The sequence below is a fragment of the Thermaerobacter sp. PB12/4term genome (assembly GCF_003403315.2).
GTDB lineage: Bacteria > Bacillota > Sulfobacillia > Thermaerobacterales > Thermaerobacteraceae > Thermaerobacter.
Genome location: NZ_CP048407.1, coordinates 1,005,914 through 1,026,715, shown reverse-complemented (window position 1 = coordinate 1,026,715; position 20,802 = coordinate 1,005,914). Strand labels below are relative to the sequence as shown.

16 protein-coding genes are annotated in these 20,802 nt (G+C 72.8%); 1 reads left to right on the top strand and 15 read right to left on the bottom strand.

Going from position 1 to position 20,802, the window contains the following annotated elements; translation table 11 throughout:
- Positions 1-23 precede the first annotated feature (23 nt).
- The 6 genes from DYI95_RS04185 to pheS form a co-directional block, all read right to left on the bottom strand.
- The gene (locus DYI95_RS04185; protein ID WP_116900678.1) at positions 24-2,669 is read right to left on the bottom strand and encodes an endonuclease MutS2; all 2,646 of its coding nucleotides are present in this window, start codon (positions 2,667-2,669) and stop codon (positions 24-26) included.
- A gap of 311 nt (positions 2,670-2,980) precedes the next feature.
- Positions 2,981-3,619 (bottom strand): FMN-binding negative transcriptional regulator, encoded by a 639-nt coding sequence (locus DYI95_RS04180; protein WP_116900679.1) that lies wholly within the window; start codon positions 3,617-3,619, stop codon positions 2,981-2,983.
- Between the two features lie 159 nt (positions 3,620-3,778).
- A complete protein-coding gene (locus DYI95_RS12990) occupies positions 3,779-5,647 on the bottom strand; it encodes a PHP domain-containing protein (protein WP_305849874.1) in 1,869 nt (622 codons plus the stop codon).
- 155 nt (positions 5,648-5,802) lie between these two features.
- A complete protein-coding gene (locus DYI95_RS04170) occupies positions 5,803-6,333 on the bottom strand; it encodes a cell division protein ZapA (RefSeq protein ID WP_116900681.1) in 531 nt (176 codons plus the stop codon).
- 259 nt (positions 6,334-6,592) lie between these two features.
- A complete protein-coding gene (pheT, locus tag DYI95_RS04165) occupies positions 6,593-9,160 on the bottom strand; it encodes a phenylalanine--tRNA ligase subunit beta (protein ID WP_116900682.1) in 2,568 nt (855 codons plus the stop codon).
- A 153-nt stretch (positions 9,161-9,313) separates the two neighbouring features.
- Positions 9,314-10,438, bottom strand: coding sequence for a phenylalanine--tRNA ligase subunit alpha (gene pheS / locus DYI95_RS04160; RefSeq protein WP_116900712.1), 1,125 nt, complete (start codon positions 10,436-10,438; stop codon positions 9,314-9,316).
- 865 nt (positions 10,439-11,303) lie between these two features.
- Between pheS and DYI95_RS04155 the strand changes: the two genes are divergently transcribed.
- Positions 11,304-11,696, top strand: coding sequence for a zf-TFIIB domain-containing protein (locus tag DYI95_RS04155; RefSeq protein WP_243149858.1), 393 nt, complete (start codon positions 11,304-11,306; stop codon positions 11,694-11,696).
- A gap of 63 nt (positions 11,697-11,759) precedes the next feature.
- Here DYI95_RS04155 and DYI95_RS04150 read toward each other — a convergent pair whose 3' ends face one another.
- From DYI95_RS04150 to DYI95_RS04110, 9 genes are all read right to left on the bottom strand, one after another.
- Positions 11,760-12,620 (bottom strand): RNA methyltransferase, encoded by an 861-nt coding sequence (locus DYI95_RS04150; RefSeq protein ID WP_116900683.1) that lies wholly within the window; start codon positions 12,618-12,620, stop codon positions 11,760-11,762.
- 116 nt (positions 12,621-12,736) lie between these two features.
- Entirely contained in the window at positions 12,737-13,396 is a 660-nt protein-coding gene (locus DYI95_RS04145; protein ID WP_006903978.1) for a TrkA family potassium uptake protein, read from the bottom strand.
- A gap of 130 nt (positions 13,397-13,526) precedes the next feature.
- Positions 13,527-14,957 carry a TrkH family potassium uptake protein gene (locus DYI95_RS04140; protein WP_116900684.1) on the bottom strand — a complete coding sequence of 477 codons (1,431 nt, stop codon included), beginning with the start codon at positions 14,955-14,957 and terminating at the stop codon, positions 13,527-13,529.
- Positions 14,958-15,056: 99 nt separating this feature from the next.
- On the bottom strand, positions 15,057-15,416 hold the full coding sequence (gene rplT, locus DYI95_RS04135) for a 50S ribosomal protein L20 (protein ID WP_006903980.1): 360 nt from the start codon (positions 15,414-15,416) through the stop codon (positions 15,057-15,059).
- 145 nt (positions 15,417-15,561) lie between these two features.
- Positions 15,562-15,759 (bottom strand): 50S ribosomal protein L35, encoded by a 198-nt coding sequence (gene rpmI, locus DYI95_RS04130; RefSeq protein WP_116900685.1) that lies wholly within the window; start codon positions 15,757-15,759, stop codon positions 15,562-15,564.
- 166 nt (positions 15,760-15,925) lie between these two features.
- Positions 15,926-16,510: a translation initiation factor IF-3 gene (gene infC / locus DYI95_RS04125; RefSeq protein WP_116900686.1), complete on the bottom strand. Its 585-nt coding sequence runs from the start codon at positions 16,508-16,510 to the stop codon at positions 15,926-15,928.
- Between the two features lie 440 nt (positions 16,511-16,950).
- Positions 16,951-17,853: a nickel transporter permease gene (nikC, locus tag DYI95_RS04120; RefSeq protein ID WP_116900687.1), complete on the bottom strand. Its 903-nt coding sequence runs from the start codon at positions 17,851-17,853 to the stop codon at positions 16,951-16,953.
- Between the two features lie 39 nt (positions 17,854-17,892).
- On the bottom strand, positions 17,893-18,903 hold the full coding sequence (locus DYI95_RS04115) for an ABC transporter permease (RefSeq protein ID WP_116900688.1): 1,011 nt from the start codon (positions 18,901-18,903) through the stop codon (positions 17,893-17,895).
- 229 nt (positions 18,904-19,132) lie between these two features.
- On the bottom strand, positions 19,133-20,782 hold the full coding sequence (locus DYI95_RS04110) for an ABC transporter substrate-binding protein (protein ID WP_116900689.1): 1,650 nt from the start codon (positions 20,780-20,782) through the stop codon (positions 19,133-19,135).
- Positions 20,783-20,802: the final 20 nt, after the last annotated feature.

Below are 20,802 nucleotides of genomic sequence, written 5' to 3'. Positions count from 1 at the left end.
GGCCCACTCCGTCGCGAGACGGTTTACAGGCTGTCCTTCAGCACCGCCACCGTGGCCCCCGCACCCCCCTCGTTGGGCGCCCCCAGCCGGTAGGAAGCCACGGCCGGGTGTTTGCGCAGGTAGTCGTGGACCGCCCGGCGCAGGGTCCCCGTCCCCTTGCCGTGGATGATGCGCACCTGGGGAACCCCGGCCAGGATGGCGTCGTCCAGGTACTTGTCAAGGCGAGCTAGAGCCTCGTCCACCGTCAGCTGGCGCAGGTGGATCTCCGGCTCGAACTCCCGCGCCTTGGCCTGCATCAGCCGCGCCCTCTCAAGAGCCCCCGTCCGGGCCGCGCCCTCCGGCGTCCCCAGAGCGGGCTCGCCCGCCCGGCGCCCCCGGCCCGAGCGCCTGCCGGAGGCCGCCGCTCCGCCGCCGTCGGAGGCCGGTCCTGCCACCGGGCCCCCTGGCCCGGCGGCGGCCGGCTCGTCCAGGAGGCGCAGGTCCGACCGCGGCACCCGCAGGCGCAAGATGCCGGCCTGGACGGTGACCGGCTCGCCGGGGTCGGCGGGCACCTCCAGCACCTCGCCCTCCTGGCGCAGGCTGAGCACCTCAACCCGGGCGCCCGGCCTTAGGGCGGCCGCCAGCGCCGCCGCGGCTCCTGCCCGTGCCCGGCGCCGGGCCTCCTCGGCCTGCTGCCGGACCGCCGCCGCCCGGCCCTCCAGATCGCCCAGACCCTGGCGGGTTTCCTCCAAGACCGCCCGGGTCGCAGCGAGGGCCTCGGCGGCCCGGGCTTCCACGGCCGCCACGGCCGCCGCCGGACCCTCCACCGGGTCCAGGGCGTCCCCTTCCACCAGGGCCTGGCGGGCGCGGGCCAGTTCCTCCAGCGCACCTTCCAGCCGGGTCATGGCCGCCCGCAGGCGGGCCACGAGGCCCTCCGTCTGCCGCCGGGCTTCCTGCAGGGCCGCCGCCATTTCCCGCTCCAGGGCTTCCAGCCGCGCCCGGTGCTCCTGGCGCTGCTCCTCCATCTCCCGGAGGCGCTGCTGGCGCAGGGCCTCGGCCTCCTGGCGCCGGGCCTCCGCCTCGGCGCGGAGGGCGGCGATCTCCCGCCGGTCCGCCTCCATGGCGGCGATGAGCTCCTCCACCCGGTGGGCACCGGCTCCCATCACCTGGCGCGCCCGCTGGACGATGGGATCGGGCAGGCCCAGCCGCCGGGCGATGGTCAGGGCCATGCTCTTGCCGGGCAGGCCGATCCACAGCCGGTAGGTGGGGCGCAGGGTTTCCGGGTCGAACTCCACGCTGGCGTTCTCCACTCCGGGCTGCTGGTAGGCGTACGCCTTGAGGGCACTGAAGTGGGTGGTGGCCACCACCAGGCAGCCGCGGGAGCGGAAGTGCTCGATCAGGGCCACCGCCAGGGCGGCCCCCTCGTCGGGGTCCGTGCCGGCGCCGATCTCGTCCAGCAGCACCAGGGCACCCGGCCGGGCGGCCCGGGCAAACCCGACGATGGCGCTCATGTGGGACGAGAAGGTGCTCAGGCTCTGCTCGATGCTCTGCTCGTCCCCCACGTCGCAGAAGATCTGCGGGAACACGCCCAGGGCGCTGCCGGGTGCCGCGGGGATGTGCAGGCCCGCCTGGTGCATCAGGGCCAGGAGGCCCACGGTCTTCAGCGTGACCGTCTTGCCGCCGGTGTTGGGTCCCGTGATCACCAGGGTGTCGAACCCGGCCCCTTCCCCGAGCCACACGTCGATGGCCACCGCACCCGGTCCCAGCAGGGGGTGGCGGGCTCGCTTCAGGTCGACCCGGGGCCGGTCCAGGGTCTCGGGCCGCTCCGCCCGCATGGCGAGGGCCAGCCGGCCCCGGGCCACGATGGCGTCCAGTTCCGCCAGCTCCTCCAGGGTGGCGGCCAGCTCGTCGCCCGCCGCGGCCACCAGGCGGGTGAGTTCGGCCAGGATCCGCTCCACTTCTTCCTGTTCTTCCGCCTCGGCCTCCCGCAGGCGGTTGCCCAGTTCCACCACCGCCATGGGCTCGATGAACAGGGTGGCGCCGCTGGCCGACTGGTCGTGGACCACCCCGGGCACCTGGGCCCGGGCCTCGGCCTTGACAGGCAGGACGAACCGGCCCCGCCGCTGCGTGACCAGGGGCTCCTGGAGGGCCGCCGCCCACTGGGGCGAGCGGATCATCTCCTCCAGCCGGCGGCGGATGGCCTCTTCCAGGTCGGCCAGGCGCCGCCGCAGGCTCGCCAGCCGCGGGCTGGCCTCGTCCCGCACCCGGCCGTCCTCGCTGATGGCGGCCGCCACCGCTTCCTCCAGGGCCGGCTGCGGGGTCAGCCGCGCCGCCCGGGCCGCCAGCCGCGGGCAGGTGGCTTCCCGCTGGGCGAGGAAGCTCTTCAGGCGCCGGGCGCCCCGGGCCGTACCCGCCACCGCCAGAAGTTCGTCCGGCGCCAGGATGCCCCCCTTGGCCGCCCTCTGCAGGGAACGGCGGATGTCGGCCAGGCCGCCCAGGGGGATCTCCCCTTCCCGCTCCAGCAGGCGGGCCGCCTCCTCCGTCTCCGCCTGGCGCTCCCGGACGGCCTCAGGGTCCGTCAAGGGTTCCAGGGCGCGGCAACGCTCGGCCCCCAAAGAAAAACTGGCCTGCGCGGCCAGAAGCTCCAGGATCTTGGCATACTCCAGCCGGTCCAGACTGCGTGGATCCATGGTGGCCTCCCTGGGTCCCGTGCCGCCGGGCGATGCCCGGCGCCCGCCGCTGCCCGGCGGCGGCCGGCCTGCGCCGGATCGATGGCCCCGCGACCCTTCTCCTTTCCGACCATAGTCCAGGGACGCGGCGGATGGCAACGGTGATGCCCGCCGGACAGGGCTGCCGGCAGGGATCGTTGGCCGGTGGCTTCGATGGGCGGGTCGCCGGCGGATAGGTCCGGTCCGTAGCCCCGGCCCGTGGCGTCGGCCGGCAGGCCGCCGCCGGGTCGCTTCGAGTTGTCCCTCCGGCCCCGTTGCTCCAACCGGTGAACCTATCCCTGGGCCGGTCCGTTGAACAGATGCTGCCGGTGGGCCCGCATCCAGGCGGCCACGGCATGGTCCATGGGGTCGGGGGACGCCTCCAGCCGCTCCACAATGTGCTTGTAGTCGATGTCCTTCCGGTTCTGGCTCATCTTCGCTTTGGCTTCGAGGCGCGTCACATCCACTCGAAACCCCACGATGCCCTTCATCTGACGAGCCAGCAATCCGGGCGGAAGGGTATCCCACAGGCGCCCGTTCTCCCGGTGCCCCTCGTATTGGAGCAGCAGGTACTTGAGATCCGCTTCGAGCTCTTCCTCCGACAGGGTACGCAGGGTCCCGTAGGCGTGGACCGCCAGATAATTCCATGTGGGGACCTCGTCCACCGTATACCAGCTGGAGGAGATGTAGGTGTGGGGGCCGTGGAAAATCAGCAGGGCCGTGGTTCCACCGGCAAAGGTCTCCTTCTGCTCGTTGGCGGCGGCGATGTGCCCCGTGATCCCGATTCGCTCACCCTGCTCATGCACCTGAACGGGAAGGTGGGTCGCCACCGGCGTGCCACCGGCCGCGGTGACCAGGATGGCAAAGGGATGGGCCCGCATGAAGGCGACGGCCTCCGCCGGATCCATTTGAAAATGCCGGGGAACGTACACCGTGCCGCACCTCCTCTCATACCCGGCGGCCCGGGTATTTGGGCACCCGCCCGGGCCGGCGGGCCCGCCCCCGGCGTCCGGGACTCCCTGGCACCCCCCGCCGCCCCCGGCGGCCGGCCCGCGGACCTGCGGGCGCTGGGCCCGATCCCCCTGCCGCCTTCAGGCGCCGGCGGTCCCTGGCGGCCCGGGCCGCCGGCCCTTGGGCGCCTCCAGCCACGCCAGCAGGGCGTCCCGGTCCAGCGTGTTGAGGACCTGGCCGGGTTCGACCCAGGCGCGGCGGGCCACCTTGATGCCCAGGACCACCTGCTCGAGCTGTTCCGGTGCGTGGGCGTCGGTGTCGATGACCAGCCAGACCCCCGCTTCCGCAGCGCGGCGGGCCCAGACGGCAGGCAAGTCCAGGCGCTCGGGCGAGGCGTTGATCTCCAGGGCGGTGCGGTAACGCGCGGCGGCGGCGATCACCGCCTCCAGGTCGGCGTCGTAGGGGTCCCGGAAACCCAGCCGGCGTCCCGTGGGGTGGCCGATGATGTCCACGTGGGGGTGTTCGGCCGCCGCCAGCAGGCGCTCGGTCATGGCCTGCCGGTCCAGCTGCAGGTGGGTGTGGACCGACGCCACCACCACGTCGAGGCGGGCCAGGATCTCGTCCGGGTAGTCCAGGCGCCCGTCCTTGAGGATGTCCACCTCCGCCCCCTTCAGGATCCGGAAATCGACCCCCGCGGCCGCCAGCTCGCCGTTCAGGCGGTCGATCTCGGCCCACTGGGCCTCCAGTTCCGCGATCTCCAGCCCGTGGGCCACCTTGAGGGAGCGGCTGTGGTCGCAGATGGCCAGGTAGAGGTAGCCCCGCGCCCGGGCCGCCGCGGCCATCTCGGCGATGGATGCGGCGCCGTCGCTCCAGCGGCTGTGGACATGCAAATCGCCCCGCAGTTGGGCCACAGCGACCACCCGGGGCAGACGGCCCGCGGCGGCGGCCTCCACCTCGCCCTGCCCTTCCCGCAGTTCGGGCGGAACGGGCTCCAGCCCCAGGCTCCGGTAGAGGGACGCTTCCTCGCCGCTTGTTCCTTCACGGCCGCCCCCCGGGGACCGCAACCCCGCCGGTTCCAGCTCCCATCCCCGCTGCCGGGCCCGCTGCCGCAACTGGCGCCAGTGGGCCTGGCTACCCGTGGTGTAGATGAGGGCTGCGGCCCGCGCAGCCAGGGGTGCCACCGTGACCCGCACCGGCCAACCCTCGCCGGTGGTCCCGGCCAGAACCCGCAGGGTGCCGTCCCCATCCGGCCCCACCGGAGCGCCCTCGCCGCCGGCCGCCGCCGGGATGTCCTGGTCGCCGGCCCCTGCGGGGACATCACCGCCGCCGGAGGACCCTGCCGTACCGCCCTGCGGGCCGAGCCAGGCGGCCACCGCGGCGGCCGCCACCGCCGGTTCCTCCGCCAGGACCAGCACCTCCGCCGCCTCCACCTGCTCCACCCCGCGCCGGGCGGCGCCCACCGGCAGCGCCTCCGCCACGCCGGGCTGCCGGCCCAGTTCTTCCGCCACGGCGGTCGCCACCGCCAGGGCTTCCCCCAGGTTGAGCCGCCGGCCCTCCCGGTCCAGCCGGTCCAGGGCCTCCCGCAGCTTGCGGGCCCGAGCCTCCCCCATGCCCGGCAGAGCGGCCACCCGGCCATCCTCCAGGGCTTCCCTCAGGGCCGCGGGGGAGTCGATGCCGAGCTCGTGGAAGAGCCGCGCCGCCGTCCGCGGGCCCAGGCCGGGAACGGCCAGCAGGGCCTGCACCCCCGCCGGCACCCGGGCACGGAGCTCGTCCAGCAGGCGGGTGGAACCGGTGGCGTAGAAGTCGCGGATCTTGGCGGCGATGGCGGGGCCGATCCCCGGCAGGGAAAGCAGGCGGTCGCCTTCCAGGTACTGGCGCAGGTCGTCCCGCAGGGCCGAAACGGTGCGGGCGGCCCGGCGGTAGGCGCCGGCCTTGCGGGCGTCGGTGCCGTCGATCTCCACCAGGTCGGCGATCTCTTCCAGGAGGGCGGCGACCCGCTTGTTGGTCATGGCGGGTACCGCAGCGGCCCCGCCGGGCGGGTCGCCATCGGTCCCGCCCGCGGGCTCCGGGCGGGGGGAACGGCCGCCGCCCGCCGGTCCGGCGGAGCTCCCGGGCCCGCCGGCGGCGCCAGGGCGCGGGCTGCGGCTGGTGCCTTCTTGCGGGCTCACCGGCCATCCCCGGCCGGGGACGCCCCGCCGGACCAGGAGCCATCAGGCCGCCCTGTGGCCGGTCCGCCGGACCCCGCCGCAGATCCTCCCGCCGGGAGCCCCTGCCCGGCCGCGGCAGTGCTCCCCGGCGCGCCGCCGCTGCCCGGTCCCGCCGGTACCCCGCCGCTCCCCCCCGTGGCACCCGGTGCGGCCGTGCGAGCGCCCTGCCCGGACGAGCGGCCGTTGAGTTCCCGCTTGCGCCGGTCCCATTCCCGCTCCAGCATGCCGAGCACGCGCTGGTACTGCTCTTCCAGCTTGGTGAGCTCATCGGCCAGGTTGATGGCGGCCAGGACGGCGATCCGGGTGATGCCCAGGCGCGGGTGGCGCTTGGCGATCTCGTTCATGCGCCGGTCGACCATGTCGGCCAGGCGTTCCATGTACGCCGGGCGCGCCTCACCCCGGAGGACGTACTCCTCCCCGAAGATCCGCACCGTGACCCGGTGGGTTGTCCCCTCGTCCTGACCCCCGGCCGGAGGCACATCACGCATGTCCGGGCCCCTCCCGCGATAGAGCTTTCGGGCAGCACCCGCCGTTTCCTGCCGCTGCCGGGAACGGAGCCCCGGGAGGGCCCTTCTCCCGTCGCCCCCGCCGGTGCGGGCCCTCCCGCCCCTGGCGGTCGCCCCCTGCCGCCTCGCGGGCCGCCGCCCCCGCCGGCTGGCGAACCCAGGGCCGGCCCGGTGCGCGGCACCCCGGCGCCCCCTGGCGGGGACGCCCCAGCCCGCCGGGCGAGCGTCCCGGCAAGCCGCCCTAGGACCGGGGGGTCAGCCCCATGTCCGCCAGGGCCTGCCGCACCCGGCCGTGGACCCCGTCGACCTCCTCATCGGTCAGGGTGCGGTCCGCCGCCCGGTAGACCAGCGCGAAGGCCAGGCTGACCTGCCCCTCGGGCACCGGCTGCCCCGTGTACCGGTCGAACAGGTGAACGGCTTCCAGCAGCGGGCCCGCCGCCTGGCGGATGCGCTGGGTGATGGCCGCCGCGGGCATCTCCTGGGGGGCCAGCACCGCGATGTCGCGGCGCACCGCCGGGAACCGGGCTACCGGCCGGTAGGCCGGTACGGGCTGCACCGCGGGCAGCAGGGCCTCCAGGTCCAGTTCCGCCGCCACGGCGCGGCCCGCCAGGTCCCAGGCCGCCGCCACCTGGGGGTGCAGTTCGCCCAGCCAGCCCACCCGCCGCCCCTCCAGCCAGAGCCCGGCCGCCCGGCCCGGGTGAAGCCACGGCTCCTCCACCGGCTCCCAGCGGCAGGCCGCCGCCGGGATGCCCAGCTCGTCCAGCAGCGCCTCCAGCACGCCCTTCAGGGTGAAGAAGTCCACGGGGACCGGCGGCGCCGCCCAGTGCAGGCCGCCCAGCTCGCCATAACCCGCCAGGCCCACCCGGACGGGCTCCGCCGGCAACTCCCGCAGCGGCAGGTCCTCCGGGACGAACACGGCCCCCGCCTCGTACACCAGCGCCCCCGCCTGCTGCCGGCGGGCGTTGTAGGCCAGGACGTCCAGCAGGCCGGGCAACAGGGTGGTGCGCAAGAGGCTGTGTTCTTCCGCCAGGGGGTGGAGCAGGGGGATGGCCCGCCGCCAGGGGTGATCGGCCGGGAGCCGCAGCCCGTCCCACACCGCCGGCCGGGTGAAGGCCCAGCTCACCACCTCCTGGGCTCCGGCCCGGGCCAGGGCCTCCCGCACCTGCCATGTCAGCGCCAGGCGGGGCGAGACCTGGTCGGGCGCCGGGATCCCGCCCGGCAGCAGGGCGGGGATCCGGTCCAGGCCGTAGACCCGGCCCACCTCCTCGGCCAGGTCCACCTCCCCCTCGATGTCGGTGCGGTAGGAGGGCACCCGGACCTGCCCCGCCCCGGGGTCGACGGCAAACCCCAGCCGCTCCAGCTGGCCCGCCATGGTCCTGTCGTCCAGGTCGACCCCCAGCCACTGGCGGAGCCGCTGGGGACGCCAGGGCACCCGGCGCTCGGGAAAGGCCCGCGCCCGGGCGACCGCGGCACCCGGGGCCGCCCGGCCCGCGCCGGCCTGCTGGAACAGGTCCATGGCCCGGTCGGCTGCCCGCACCACGCCTTCGGGGTCAACCCCCTTCTCGAACCGCTGGGCGGCCTCGGTCAGCAGGCCGTGCCGCCGGGCGGTGCGCCGCACCCGCCGCGGCTCGAACCAGGCCGACTCCAGCAGGACCACCCGGGTGGCCGGGGTGATCTCCGAATTGCCGCCGCCCATCACCCCCGCCAGGCCGATGGGCCGGGAAGCGTCGGCGATGACCAGGTCGTCCTCCGCCAGGGTACGCCGGCGGCCGTCCAGGGTCTCCAGCACCTCCCCCGGCGCCGCCGAGCGGACCACCACCGTCCCCCCGCCGACGGCCTCCGCATCGAAGGCGTGCAGGGGCTGGCCCAGCTCCAGCATGACGTAGTTGGTCACGTCGACGATGCGGTCGATGGGCCGCATGCCGGCCGCCACCAGGCGCCGGCGCAGCCAGAGGGGCGAGCCGCCCGGCCGCACCTCCAGGAGGATCCGGGCCACGTACAGGCCGCACCCCTCAGGGTCGGCGATGCGGACCCGCACCGGCCAGTCGCCTCCCAGGAACGCCTCCGCCGGCGCCGCAGCAGCCTCCTGCCGCCCGGGTTCGCCGCCGCCGGGCCCTCCTGGCGCCTCCGGCGCCGGGGCCCCCCCGGCCGCGACACCGGCTGCGGCCTGCCTGCCCGGTCCCCCTTCCCCCTGCCGGTCCCAGGGAAAGCGCCAGGGACGGCCCGTGGCGGCCGCCAGCTCCCGGGCGATGCCCAGGATGCTCTGGCAATGGGCTGCGTAGTTCGGCGTCAGGCTAAGCTCCAGCACCGATTCGGTCCAGCCGAGCCAGGGAGCCAGGTCCGCCCCCGCTGCGGGCACGCCCGCGGGGTCGCCCCCGGCCAGGTCCTCCAGGTCGGCCAGCCCGGCGCGGTCGGCCGGTTGGTCCCCCAGGCCGAGCTCGGCGATGGAGCACAGCATGCCTTCCGAAGCCACACCCCGCACGTCCCGCACGCCGATGTCCATCCCCCCGGGCAGCACCGCCCCGGGAAGGGCCATGGCCACCGCCATGCCGGGGCGCACGTTGGGTGCCCCCGTGACCACCGTGAACCGGCCGGCAGGTCCTGCCGCCACCCGGCAGACCTTGAGGCCCGCCGCCTCGGGGTGGGCTTCCACCGCCTCCACCCGGGCCGACACCACACCCCGCGCCTCGGGCGCCACCACCGCCACGGCCTCTACCTCCAGGCCCAGGGCGGTGAGCCGCTCGGCCAGGGTCCGGGCATCCTCTTCCACGTCGATGAAATCCCGCAACCACTCCACCGGCACGCGCACCTTGGCCTTCCTCCCCGTCGCCGCGATGCCTGTTCCCCTGTCCCGCCGTGGCCACCGGCATGGCTTGCGGGGCGCGGCCCGGGTACCGCCCGCCTGGCCGGCCGGCCCGCCAGGCCGGACCGCCCCCGAGGCCCTTGCACCCCACCCCGGCCGTCAGCGGAACTGGCCGAGAAACCGCAGATCGTTCTGGAAGAACAGGCGCAGATCGTCGATGTCGTACTTGATCATGGCAATGCGCTCGATGCCCATGCCGAAGGCGAAGCCCGAAACCTGCTCCGGGTCGTACCCCCCCGCCCGCAGCACCGCCGGGTGGACCAGGCCCGAGCCGAGGATCTCGATCCAGCCGCTGCCGCCGCAGGTGCGGCAGCCGCTGCCCCCGCACAGGGGACAGGAGACGTCCATCTCGGCGCTGGGCTCGGTGAAGGGGAAGTAGCTCGGCCGGAACCGGTAGCGGGTCTGGGGGCCGAACATGCGCCGGGCGAACTCGGCCAGGGTGCCCTTCAGGTGGGCAAAGCTGACTCCCCGGTCCACCAGCAGGCCCTCCACCTGGTGGAACATGGGCGAGTGGGTCGCATCGTCGTCCCGGCGGTAGACCCGGCCCGGGGCGATGATCCGCACCGGCAGCTGGGGCGCCCTGGCCTGCATGTAGCGCACCTGGACCGGGGAGGTGTGGGTGCGCAGCAGGATGTCGCCCGTCAGGTAGAAGGTATCGTGCATGTCGCGGGCCGGGTGGTCCGCCGGGATGTTCAAGGCCTCGAAGTTGTAGTAATCCCGCTCCACTTCCGGCCCTTCGGCCACGGTGAACCCCAGCCCCCGGAAGATGGCGATGATCTCCAGCTCCACCCGGCGCAGGGGATGCCGCCGCCCCCGCAGCACCGGGCGCCCGGGCAAGGTGACGTCGATCCGTTCCGCCGCCAGGCGGCGCCGCTCTTCCTGGGCCTCCAGCTGCCGGCGACGCCGGGACAGGGCCTCCTCCACCGCCTGCCGGGCCGCATTGGCCCGCTGGCCGAAGGCCGGCCGCCGGTCGGGCGGGAGGCTTCCCATCTGCCGCAGCAGCTGGCTGATGCGGCCCTTCTTGCCCAGCCACTCGACCCGCAACCGTTCCAGGTCCGCCAGGCTTTCGGCTCCGGCGATGGCGGCCTCCGCCTGGTGCTGCAGCTCGGCGATGCCCTCCGGATCGGGAGCTGGGCTGGACGTGCCCCTGCCGGCACCGGGATCCTCGCCGCGCACCGGCGGAGCCTGTCCCCCCTGCTGCGGTTCCATCGCACCCTGGGTCACCACGTGCCACCTCTTTCCCTAACCCCTTCTCGGTCGGCTGTGCGCCTTCTGGGTTGGCCGTGCCTCGATGGGGCCGTGCACGTCCATGGGGACGTCCCCTCGACGGGTTTGCAGCCAACAAAAAAGCCGCCCCCTCCGGGGGCGGACGAGCTCCGCGGTACCACCCTGGTTCGCGCCGGCCTCGCGGCACGGCGCCTCGGCGGGTCGGCACGGTACGGGACAAGCCCCGCCCAGGCCGCTGCGACAGCGCCGGGCGCCACGCCCCTGGCCCCGACACCGTGACCGACCGCTGGGGCGATAACGGGCCCCTCCCGGAACGGCCTACTGGGACGAACCGGCTTCCACCGGACACCGGCTTGGCCGCCGCATCTCGCCCGTTCAGCCGCCTGCTCCCGGGGGAACTTCATCCGGCCGTCGCCCGGGCGGGCTTGCAGCCTCCGGCCCGCCCTCTCTGCAGGGCCGTCTCCGGACTACTCGACCCGTTCCTTGCAGGTCTGCTGGAAGATCTCCTGGCTGTCGTTGGCTACGCTGAAGGGAGGCGCCGCCTGGGATCGGCCTGCGCCCGCCGCCGATGGGGCGGCTGTCAAAGCGACCCCTGGGACATTCCGTTTAGGGCGGTGACGGTACAGAACCGGTTGCCATGGCACCCACCGGTTGCCGCCGCTGCCGGCGCCCGTCAGCCGTCGGCGCCCAGGAACAACCGGTACAGCAGAAACGCCACCACCGACCCGGTGCGCTCGAACAGCTGCCAGAAGACGTCGGCCGTCAGCGGACCCATCTCCGCACCTCTCCCTGCCTGGCGGCCGCCTGCCAGTTGCGGGCATTATAGCATGGCTCCGGGAAATCCCACAACCAGCGCCAGGGCATGGCCATCCCAGGCCCCGCCCCGGGGCCGGTGCGGGCCTTTTCCACCGGCCCTGCCCTGCGGGTCTGGCTGGCTCCGCCCGGCCCCCTGGGCTACCATGGTCTGGGAGGTGGAATCATGATCCGCTGCCCGTTGTGCGAGGTGCCCATGCGCGAGGTACAGCGCCGCGGCGTGGCCATCGACGTGTGTCCCGAGTGCCGCGGCGTTTGGCTCGACCGGGGCGAGCTGGAGAAGCTCCTGGCCGGCGCCGAGCGCTGGGAGGAGGAAGACTTCCGGCACCGCGGGGAGACCGGCCATGAGGTCCCGTACACGCGTCACCCCTACGGCCGCAAGCGGCGCAAGCACTTTCTCGACGACCTGTTCGATTTCGACCTGCCCTTCTTCGGCGACTGAACTTCGGCGACCGAGCTTCTTGGGACGGGCGACGGGCACCCGATTCGGCCGGAGGGCCGCCGCTCAGGAGAGGGCCCCCGCCCCCTGGCCGGTCCCGGGCCCGGAACCGGAATTCGCAGCCTGCCGGGCCGCCTCGTAGAGCAGGATGGTGCCGGCCATGGCCACGTTAAGGGACCCGATGCCCCCCGCCAGCGGGATGGCCACCCGGCCCGTGGCCTGCCCGGCCACCGCGGGGCTGACGCCGGCCCCTTCGTTGCCCACCACGAGCAGGGCGGGGCGGCGCCAGTCCACATCCCAGCAGGCGGTGGCCGCACCGGCTTCGGCCACCCACACCGCCAGGCCCGCCGCCCGGGCGGCGCGGGCGGCCTCCGCCGCGTCGCCCGCCCGGGCCAGCGCGAGCCGCAGGCATGCGCCGGCCGACGCCCGCACGGCCCGAGGGTGAAAGGGATCGACGGTACCCGGTACCATCACGGCTCCCGCCGCCCCGAGCCCTTCGGCTGCCCGCAACAGGGTCCCCAGGTTGCCCGGGTCCTGCACGCCATCGGGCAGCAGGGCCAGGGGCAGGGGGGCCGCTGCCACTCCCTGCCACCAGCTGGGACCGGCGGGGCCGGGTTCGTCCACGGCCACCTCAGCCACGATCCCCTGGGGCGTTTCGGTCAAGGCCACCTCCGCCAGCAGCCGGTCCGGCACCTCCGCCAGCTGGCAGCCGGCCGAGGCCAGGTCGCGCAGCAGAGCCGCTCCTGCCGCCGAGGATGCAAAGGCGGCGGTGTACACGGCCTGGCGGACGGCCCGGCCGGCCGCCAGCGCCTCCGCCACGAAGCGGCGCCCCTCCACCAGGGTGGCACCCAGGCGCCGGCGGTGGCGGCGTTCCTGGAGCTGGCGCAGCCGCTTGATCCGCGGGTTGTGGGGCGATGTGATGAGCATGGCGCTGGCCTGCGGTCCCTCCCCTGCCGGTTGCACGCCCGGCCGCAGCCGGTCCCCTGGTCCCGCAACGGCCGGGCCGATCCCGGCCTGCCGGCGCCGCGGCCGGGACCGGACGGCTAGAGGCCGAGTTCTTCCTGCATGCGGCGGATGTTCTCGTTGCTGCCGATGACCACCACCAGGTCCCCCGCCTGAATGGTGGCCCCGGCGCCCGGGGCCACGATCACCTCGTCCCCGCGCCGGAGGGCGATGACCGTCACGCGGAAGCGGTTGCGCAGCCGCAGCTGCTCCAGCGTCTTGCCCACCATGTCCCCGCCGGCCTGAAGTTCGACCACGCTGATGTCCGGCGAGACCTCGATGTAGTCCAGGAAGTGGGCCGATACCATGCGCTGGGCCAGGCGAATGCCCATGTCCCGCTCGGGGAAGACCACCCGGTCGGCGCCGATGCGCTGCAGCACCCGGCCGTGATGCTCGCTGACGGCCTTGGCCACCACCCGCCGGACCCCCATCTCCTTCAGCATGAGGGTCACCAGGACGCTGGCCTCCAGGTCGCCGATGGCCACCACCACCACGTCGAAGTTGCGCAGGCCCAAGGACCGCAAGACGTCCTCGTCGGTGGCGTCGGCGGTTACCACGTGGGTGGCGTGCTGGACCATGTCCTGCACCACCTGCTCGTCGGAGTCGATCCCCAGCACGCTGAACCCCATCTCGTACAGGGTGGTCGCCACCGCCCGGCCGAACCGGCCGAGCCCGATGACGGCAAATTCCCGGACGGGCATCCGCCCTTCCCCTCCTTGACCTCTTCCTGGGCCCTTGCCGGGGCGCCCCCGGCAAGGGTCGTAGCGGCCGTCGCGGCGGCCTCCCCGGGCCGGAGCTGCCGCGGCCTGGCGTGCCGCCACGGCCCGCAGCCTATCCCACCAGCACCCGCTCTTCGGGGTACCGCACCGCCCGCGGGCGCCGGCCCCGCCGGGTTAGGGCGACGGCCACCGTCAGGGGCCCGACCCGCCCAGCATACATGGTAAGCAGAATCAGCACCTTGCCCGCCGCCGTCAGCTCCGGCGTGATGCCCAGGCTCAGGCCGACGGTGCCAAAGGCGCTAACCACCTCAAAGACCGTCGCCTCCAGGGAATGACCGTCCCAGAGCAGCATGCCCACAGTCACCGCCAGCACCAGGCCCGCGGCCATCACCGCCAGGGCCAGGGCCTTGGCCACGACCAGCGTGGGGATGCGCCGCTCCATCAGCACCAGCTCGTCCTCGCCGCGGACGGTGGCCCGCACCGTGGCCAGAAGCAGGGCCAGGGTGGTGGTCTTGATGCCGCCGGCCGTGCCTGCCGGCGAGCCGCCGACGAACATGAGCAGGATGGTGGCGAGGACCGTGAGGTTGGTCAGCTCCGCCATGGGCAGCATGTTGAAGCCGGCCGTGCGCGGCGTGATGGAGTGGAAGAGGGCGGCCCAGAACCGGCCCCCCGGGGAGAGCCGGCCCATGGTGGCCGGGTTCGACCACTCGCCGGCCGCCACCAGCACCGTGCCCAGCACCAGCAGGGCCGCCGTGGTCCACAGCACCAGGCGCGTGTGCAGGGAGAGCCGGTGCCGCGGATGCCGGAGACGCCGGCCCAGGTCCGCCAGCACGGTGAAGCCCAGGCCTCCGGCCACGATCAGCCCGCCGATGGTCAGGGTGATGACCGGGTCACCGGCGAACCGCTCCAGGCTGGGCCGGCGGCTGTCAAAGACGTCGAAACCGGCGTTGTTGAAGGCGGAAACGGCGTGGAAGAGGCCGCGATAGGCCGCCAGGCCGAAGGGCATGTCGTAGGCCAGCCACCAGTACAGGGTGAGCAGGGTCGCCCCCACCACTTCAAATCCTGCGGTGACGGCCGCCACGTACAGCACCAGCCGGACCATGCCCGCCGGCGAGAGCTGGCCCAGGGATTCCTGGATCAGCAGGCGCTCCCGGAAGGTGATGCGCTTGCCCACCAGGATGGCGAAGAGGGTCGACATGGTCATGACGCCCAGGCCGCCCACCTGGATCAGCGCCAGGATGATGAGCTCGCCCGCCGTGGAGAAGGTCTCGGCGGTGTTCGTCACCACGAGCCCCGTCACGCACACCGCCGACGTGGCCGTGAAAAGGGCGTCCAGGAAGCTCACCCGGTGGCCGGGCTCCCAGGCGAAGGGCAGGCTCAGCAGCAGGCCGCCCAGCAGGATGACCCCGGCAAACCCCAGGGCCAGCACCCGGGCCGGGTTGGGCTCGCGGACCGGACCGGCCCGGCCTTCGCCGGCAGCCCACCGGGTGCCGGGTTCCTCCGGGCCAGGGCCGTTGCCTGTTGAACCGGCGGATCGGGACATCGTGTAGCGGGTTCCTCCTGATGAAGGCCCATCAATTGGAACGGAAGAACAAGCGGGGCGGCCCGCCGTGGCGAGCCGCCCCGCGCCGCCGGCCCGGCGTCAGGTGCCCAGGGCCTGGCGCGCGCGTTCCACCACCGCCCGGAAGGCCGCTCCGTCCCGCACGGCCAGGTCGGCCAGCACCTTCCGGTTGAGGCCCACGCCGGCCTTGCGCAGGCCGCTCATCAGCCGGCTGTAGGACAGCCCGTACTGCCGTGCGGCCGCGTTGATCCGCTGGATCCAGAGCCGGCGGAAGTCCCGCTTGCGTGCCCTCCGGTCCCGGTAAGCGTACCAGAGGGAGTGCAGCACCTGTTCGTTGGCAGCACGGAACGTCTTGCTCCGCCGGCCGTAGTAGCCGCGGGCGAGCTTCAGGATCTTCTTGTGCCGGCGGCGCGTCCGGGGACCGCCCTTGACCCGTGGCATGAAAACCTTCCTCCTTACGCCTTGCTGGCGGATGGCATGATGCCGCGTCTACTGCCGCCGCGCAGCGCGGCGGGACCGCCGCTGCTTCCCGCCGGGGCCCGCCGCTTGTCCTCGGGCGGCCATGGCCGCCTGGGCCATAGCGGCCTTACTGGTACGGCAGCAGCTTGCGCACGGTCCTGGTGTCGGCCGCACCCAGCACGGCGGGCTGGCGCAGGCGCCGCATGCGCTTGCCCGTCTTCTTCTCGTTCAGGTGCCCGCGGTTGCTGCGCTGGTGCTTGAAGCGCCCCCGCGCCGTCCGGCGGAACCGCTTGGCCGCACCGCGGTGGGTCTTCATCTTGGGCATGGGGCCAGCCTCCTTCGGCCATCTATGGAGAATTGGCACATTGTCAGACAAGCTAGCCGCTGCTGGCGGCTTGCACGGATGCCGGGACTCACCGCCGGGTGGCCGCCCCGCGGCGGCCACCGGGTTGCGGCCAGGCCCCGTCACCGGTCATGGGACGAACCGGATGTCATGTGGCGCGCGATTCCTCGCCCGCAGGACCCGCGGCCCCCTCGCCCTCCCCGGCCGCCGGCCGGGCCTCGGCGCGGGCCGCACCCACCACCTGGGGGCGTGGCGCCAGGACCATGGTCATGTTCCGGCCTTCCACCACGGGGCGGCGCTCGATGGTGGCGATGTCCTCCACCGCCCTGGCCAGCCGCTCCAGCACCTGGCGCCCCAGGTCGGCGTGGACGATCTCCCGCCCCCGGAACATGATGGTGGCCTTGACCTTGTCGCCGTCCTCGAGGAACCGCCGGGCATTGCGCAGCTTGACCTCGAAGTCATGCTGGTCGATGCGCGGCCGCATCTTGACCTCTTTGATATCCACAATCTTTTGCCGCTTGCGCGCTTCCCGATCCCGTTTCGCCTGCTCGTATTTAAACTTGCCGTAGTCCATGATGCGGCACACGGGCGGCCGGGCCTGCGGAGCCACCTCCACCAGGTCCATGTTCCGCTCGTAGGCCATGCGCAGGGCTTCGTGGGTCGGGAAGATGCCCAGCTGCTCGCCCTCGGGCGAGATGACCCTGACCTCGCGCACGCGAATCTGCTCGTTCACGCGCAGGTCCCTGACGATTGCGCGTCACCTCCGGAAGTTTGGCCGGCACCCCACCACCCGCGCTTACCGCCCGGGTGGAGGCACCCGTCCCATGACCTGCCGTACCACCTCAAAAACAGCAAACGGGCGCAAGCGGCGCCCGCTCATCCCCCGGACGGCACCGCGACACCCTGCGCCTGCCGCCGGCACCCCGCATGCAGGTGCCCGCTGGGCGGAAGGGATCGCCACCGGGCCGCCCGGCCCGAAACCCCAGTCGCAGTTTCCACGCGCTGGGGTGGGAAGCTCGTGCTTCCGCTTGCCTGCCGGTTGAGACAAAAATGCCAGCCGGTCGCAGGAAGCGACTAGCCTGAGGCATTGTAGCACCGGTGCCAGAGCCCGTCAATCGCAGCCGGGGTGCAGTGCCGGCGGCGCCGGGGCCGGGACCGGCCGGCCCCGCGACGTCAATCGTCCCGGGCCCGGGGATCCAGGATGTCCCGCAAGCCGTCTCCCAGGAGGTTGAAGCCCAGCACCACCAGCATGATCGCCAACCCGGGAAAGGTCATGTTCCAGGGTGCCACACGGAAGACCGTCCGGGCATCGTTGAGCATGCGGCCCCATTCCGGCTGGGGTGGCACCGCGCCCAGCCCGAGAAAGCTCAGGGCCGCCGCGTCGAGGACCGCCGTCCCCACACCCAGCGTTCCCTGAACGATCAGCGGCGCCAGGGCATTGGGAAGGATGTGGCGGACGATGATCCGCGCATCGGAAAAGCCCAGGGCGCGCGCCGCCGCCACGTAGTCCTGTTCCCGGAGCGAGAGCACCTGGCCGCGCATCAGCCGCATGTACTGGGGCACCGCGACCAGCGCGACGGCGTACATGGTGTTCTCCAGGCTGGGTCCCAGAAAGGCGGCAAAGGCGATGGCCAGCAGGATGCTGGGGAAAGCCAGCATCAGGTCCACCAGCCGCCCGGAGATCATGTCGAACCAGCCGCCGTAGTACCCCGCCAGGGCCCCCCACACGGTGCCCGCCACGGCAGCCATCAGCATCGACACCACGCCCACCCGCAGGGAGATGCGGGCCCCGTAGATGATGCGGCTCAAGACGTCGCGGCCCTGGTGGTCCGTGCCCAGCCAGTGCTCGGCCGACGGCGGCTGGAGGCGTTGCAGCAGATCCGCGTCGTCCGTCGGATGGTACGGCGCCAGCAGCGGGGCCAGTAGAGCGACGAGGACGAAGGCCAGGACGATGCCCCCGCCCAGGACCGCCGACCGGTGGCCAAGAAAGCGGCGCCAGAATCCGTGGCCCAGCGGCAGCGGCGCCGCCGGCGGCAGGGGGGCTGCAGATTGCATTTCGCGGGAAAGGGCTGCCATGCGTTTCCCTCCGTGCGGTTCCCGGGCACCAGCCGGTCATCAGTCGTAGCGGATGCGCGGGTCCACCAGGGCGTAGAGCAGGTCGACCACCAGGTTGGTCAGCACGAACAGGGTGGCCACGAAGAACACGGCGCCCTGCACGGCGGGATAGTCGCGGTAGCTGATGGAATCGACGATATACCGTCCCACGCCGTTCAGGGAAAAGATGGTCTCGGTCAGCACCGCGCCCCCCAGCAGGCTGCCCACCTGGAGGCCCGTCACCGTCAGAACGGGCAGCATGGCGTTGGGCAGGGCGTGCCGCAGGGTGACGATTCGCTCCAGAAGGCCCTTGGCCCGGGCCGTGCGCACGTAATCCTGCCGAAGCACCTCCAGCAGGCTGGAGCGGGTCATGCGCGCGATGAAGGCGGCCGGGATGGTGGCCAGGGCCAGGGCGGGCATGACCAGGTGCCGGGCGGCATCGACGAAGGCAGGCAAGTTGCCCACCAGCAGGGTGTCCACCAGGTACATGCCCGTGATGAAGGGCACCTGGGCCTCGTATTCCACCGACAACCGGCCCGACGGCGGCAGCCACTTCAGGTCGACGGCCAGGTAGTACATCATCACGAGCCCCAGCCAGAAGATGGGCATCGAGACACCGACCATGGATCCCGCCATCACGCCGTAGTCCAGGATGGTGCGGCGCCGTACGGCGGCGATGACGCCGGCCAGCACCCCCAGGGGGATCGCCACCAGCATGGCGGCAAAGGTCAACTCGATGGTCGCCGGCAAGCGGACGGCAATGTCCCGGCTGACGGGCAGGCCGCTGCGCAGGGAGCGCCCCAGTTCCCCCCGCAACAACTGGCCGGCGAAGCGCCCGTATTGCACCCAGAAGGGATCGTTGAGCCCCATCTCCTCCCGCAGCCGGGCCAGCATCTCCGGCGTGGCCCGTTCCCCCAGGATGGCCTGGGCCGGATCGCCGGGGATAAGGTACAAGAAACCGAAGACGGCCACCGAAATGCCGAACAGGGTCGGAATGAGCAGCAACAACCGTTTGATCACATACCGCAGCACGCTCTCGCCTCGCTATCTCCGGGCGCTAGCCCGCCCCGCGCCCGCACCCGCCGCCGGATGCCACAGGGGTACACCGGGCGGCCTTGGGCCCCGGGCAAGGCGCAGGCCGGGACGGGGTCCCCGCCCCGGCCTGCGACCGTTCCGTTGCCCTCCGCCACCTGTTGCCTTCCCGGCCACCGCACCCGCCTGCCGGCAGAAACCGGCGCACTCCGGGACTGCACTCCGCGGTCTAGCGGGTAACCGACACCTTATGCAGCTTCTCGCTGCCCAGCGGGCTCGGGACCAGCCCCTCCACGCCCTTGCGCACGATGATGGGCGAGCGGGCGTGGGCCAGGGGGATCATGGGCACGTCCCGGTGGATGATCTCCTGCGCCTGCCGGTAGAGCTGGTCCCGCTGGGCCTGGTCCGGGGTGCGCTGCGCCCGCACCAGCAGCTGGTGGACCTCCTCGCTGCGGTAGAAGGAGATGTTGCCGGCACCGGGCGTGCGGGCGTTGTCCTTGTCCAAAAGCACGTACAGGAAGTTGTCGGGGTCGCCGTTGTCGCCGATCCAGCCCAGCAGGGCCATGGGGTGCTCCCCGTTGCCCGTCTTCTCCAGGTAGACGTCCCACTCGTGGCGGACGATCTCCGCCTGGATGCCCACCGCCGCCAGCTGCTGCTGGATGGCCTCGGCGATCTGCTCGGGCTGGGGCATGTAAGGCCGCGGCACGGGCATGGTCCAGAGCTCCGTCTGGAACCCGTCGGGATGGCCGGCCTCGGCCAGCAGCTCCTTGGCCCGCTCGGGGTCGTACTCGTAGTCCTGGATGTCGTCGTTGTAACCCCACATGGCGGGCGGCATGGGGTTCTTGGCCGCCTGGCCCAGCTCACCCCAGAAGGCCTTGACCAGCTCCTCCTTGTTGATGGCGTGGGCGATGGCCTGGCGCACCCGCACGTCGTTGAAGGGCTCCTTGTCGTTGTTGAGCGCCAGATAGCCGACGTTGTTCGCATCGCGGTAGAGGATGTCAAACTGGCCGGTGTCGATGGTGGGCAGGTCGGCCGGGTTCGGGTCTTCCATCACGTCGATGGTCCCCGCCATCAGTTCGGCCAGCCGCGCCGAGTTGTCCTTGATCGCCTTGTAGACGATCCGCTTCATCTTGGGTTTCGGCTCGCCCCACCACTGGTCGTAGGCCTCCAGCACGATCTGCTGGTCCGGGACCCATTCCACGAACTTGTAGGGTCCGGTGCCCACCGGATTGCGGCCGAAGTCGGCGCCGTACTTCTTGATCGCCTCCGGGCTGGCGATGGCGAAGCACGGCATCGCCAGGTTCTGCAGGAAGGGCGCCAGCGGCTCCCGCAAGGTAAAGCGGACGGTATACTCGTCCACCGCTTCGACCTTCTCGATCACCGACTCCTCGTCGAACCCGCCGAACATGTAGGCGTAGTATTCGAAGTTCTCGCCCTCGTGCCGGTAAGGGTTGTCCGTCTTCATCCAGCGCTCGAAGTTGAAGACCACGGCCTCGGCGTTGAAGGGCGTGCCGTCGTGGAAGGTGACGCCCTGGCGCAGGTGGAAGGTCCAGACCTTGCCGTCGTCGCTGACCTCCCAGCCGGTGGCCAGCCACGGCTCGACCTCCGTCTTGCCCTCCTTGAACTCCACCAGCGTGTCGTAGATCTGGTGGGTGACCTTCATGGACTCGCCGTCGGTGACATTGGCCGGATCCAGCGACACCGAATCGCCGCCGCGCCCCCAGACCAGGGTGTCCGCCGGCAGGCCGGCCTCCCCGCCGCCGCTGCCCCCGCCACCCTCACCCGAAGGTTGGGCCGGCGCGCCGCACGCCGTGGCCAGGACCGCCAGGACGGCCACCAGCGCCAGCGCCTGCAGGCGCCGCCGCCACGTCTTCACCATCAAAGCCCCCCTCACCCTTC

Bases quoted from the DNA above. Each gene is read 5' to 3' on its own strand.
- DYI95_RS04185 (WP_116900678.1), bottom strand. From the start codon at position 2,669: ATGGATCCACGCAGTCTGGACCGGCTGGAGTATGCCAAGATCCTGGAG.
- DYI95_RS12990 (WP_305849874.1), bottom strand. From the start codon at position 5,647: ATGACCAACAAGCGGGTCGCCGCCCTCCTGGAAGAGATCGCCGACCTG.
- DYI95_RS04170 (WP_116900681.1), bottom strand. From the start codon at position 6,333: ATGCGTGATGTGCCTCCGGCCGGGGGTCAGGACGAGGGGACAACCCAC.
- DYI95_RS04155 (WP_243149858.1), top strand. From the start codon at position 11,304: ATGGCCATCCCAGGCCCCGCCCCGGGGCCGGTGCGGGCCTTTTCCACC.
- DYI95_RS04150 (WP_116900683.1), bottom strand. From the start codon at position 12,620: ATGCTCATCACATCGCCCCACAACCCGCGGATCAAGCGGCTGCGCCAG.
- DYI95_RS04145 (WP_006903978.1), bottom strand. From the start codon at position 13,396: ATGCCCGTCCGGGAATTTGCCGTCATCGGGCTCGGCCGGTTCGGCCGG.
- DYI95_RS04140 (WP_116900684.1), bottom strand. From the start codon at position 14,957: ATGTCCCGATCCGCCGGTTCAACAGGCAACGGCCCTGGCCCGGAGGAA.
- rplT (WP_006903980.1), bottom strand. From the start codon at position 15,416: ATGCCACGGGTCAAGGGCGGTCCCCGGACGCGCCGCCGGCACAAGAAG.
- rpmI (WP_116900685.1), bottom strand. From the start codon at position 15,759: ATGCCCAAGATGAAGACCCACCGCGGTGCGGCCAAGCGGTTCCGCCGG.
- nikC (WP_116900687.1), bottom strand. From the start codon at position 17,853: ATGGCAGCCCTTTCCCGCGAAATGCAATCTGCAGCCCCCCTGCCGCCG.
- DYI95_RS04110 (WP_116900689.1), bottom strand. From the start codon at position 20,782: ATGGTGAAGACGTGGCGGCGGCGCCTGCAGGCGCTGGCGCTGGTGGCC.